This is a genomic window from Actinomadura sp. GC306 (assembly GCF_004348665.1).
Classification (GTDB): Bacteria; Actinomycetota; Actinomycetes; order Streptosporangiales; family Streptosporangiaceae; genus Spirillospora.
Genome location: NZ_SMKM01000547.1, coordinates 1 through 962, shown reverse-complemented (window position 1 = coordinate 962; position 962 = coordinate 1). Strand labels below are relative to the sequence as shown.

Here is a 962-nt window from a genome sequence, read left to right as displayed (position 1 = left end):
GGGGGTGGGCGATCGTGGGGACGGGGTCCTACCTGCCGGCCCGGCGCGTGCCGAGCGGGGAGCTGTCGCGGACGCTGGGGCTGGCGCCGGGGTGGATCGAGGAGCGCACCGGGATCCGCAACCGGCACGTCGCCGCGCCGGGGCAGGCGTCCTCGGACCTGGCCGCGGCCGCCGCCGACCGGGCGCTGGCGCGGGCGGGGGTGAGCGCCGCCGACATCGGCCTGATCGTGCTGGGGACCTCGACCCCCGACGAGCTCGGCCCGTCCACCGCCTGCCGCGTGCAGGCGCTGCTCGGCGCGGGCCGCGCCGCCGCGTTCGACGTGTCGGCGGCCTGCACCGGGTTCGTGTACGGGCTGTCGGCCGCGGTCGGGTGGCTGTCGGGCCGCCCCGACCCCGCCCCCTACGCGCTGGTCATCGGCGTCGAGGTGTACTCGCGGTTCCTGGACTCCGGCGACCGCGCCACCTCGGCGCTGTTCGGGGACGGCGCGGCCGCCGCGGTGGTCGGGCCGGTCGCGGCGCCCTACGGGATCGGGCCGGTCACGCTCGGGTCGGACGGGTCGCGGGCCGGTGAGGTGCTCATCCCCGCGGGCGGCAGCCGCGCCCCCGCCACGGCCGGCACCGTGTCGGGGCGGGAGCACACCATCCGCATGGACGGGCGGGCGGTGCGCGAGTTCATCGCCGGGGTGTTCCCGCGGCTGGTCGCCGACGCCGCCGAGGAGGCCGGGATCAAGCCCGCCGACCTGGCGCTGGTCGTCCCGCACCAGCCCAATCCGCGGCTGGTGGCGGCGCTGGCGGGCGAGGCGGGCCTGGACCCGGCGCAGCTGGTGATCGCCGGGCACGACGTCGGCAACATCGGCGCCGCCAGCCTCCCCTACGCCCTGGACCGCGCGGTGCGGGACGGGCGGATCGCGCCGGGGGACCTGGTCCTGCTCGCCGGTTTCGGCGCGGGCGTGACGTGGGGC

General features: G+C 79.1%; 1 protein-coding gene. It reads left to right on the top strand.

Annotated elements, in window-relative coordinates:
- Positions 1–14 precede the first annotated feature (14 nt).
- Positions 15–962: ketoacyl-ACP synthase III (locus E1200_RS33415; RefSeq protein ID WP_243709066.1), on the top strand; the 948-nt coding region annotated here is incomplete at its 3' end.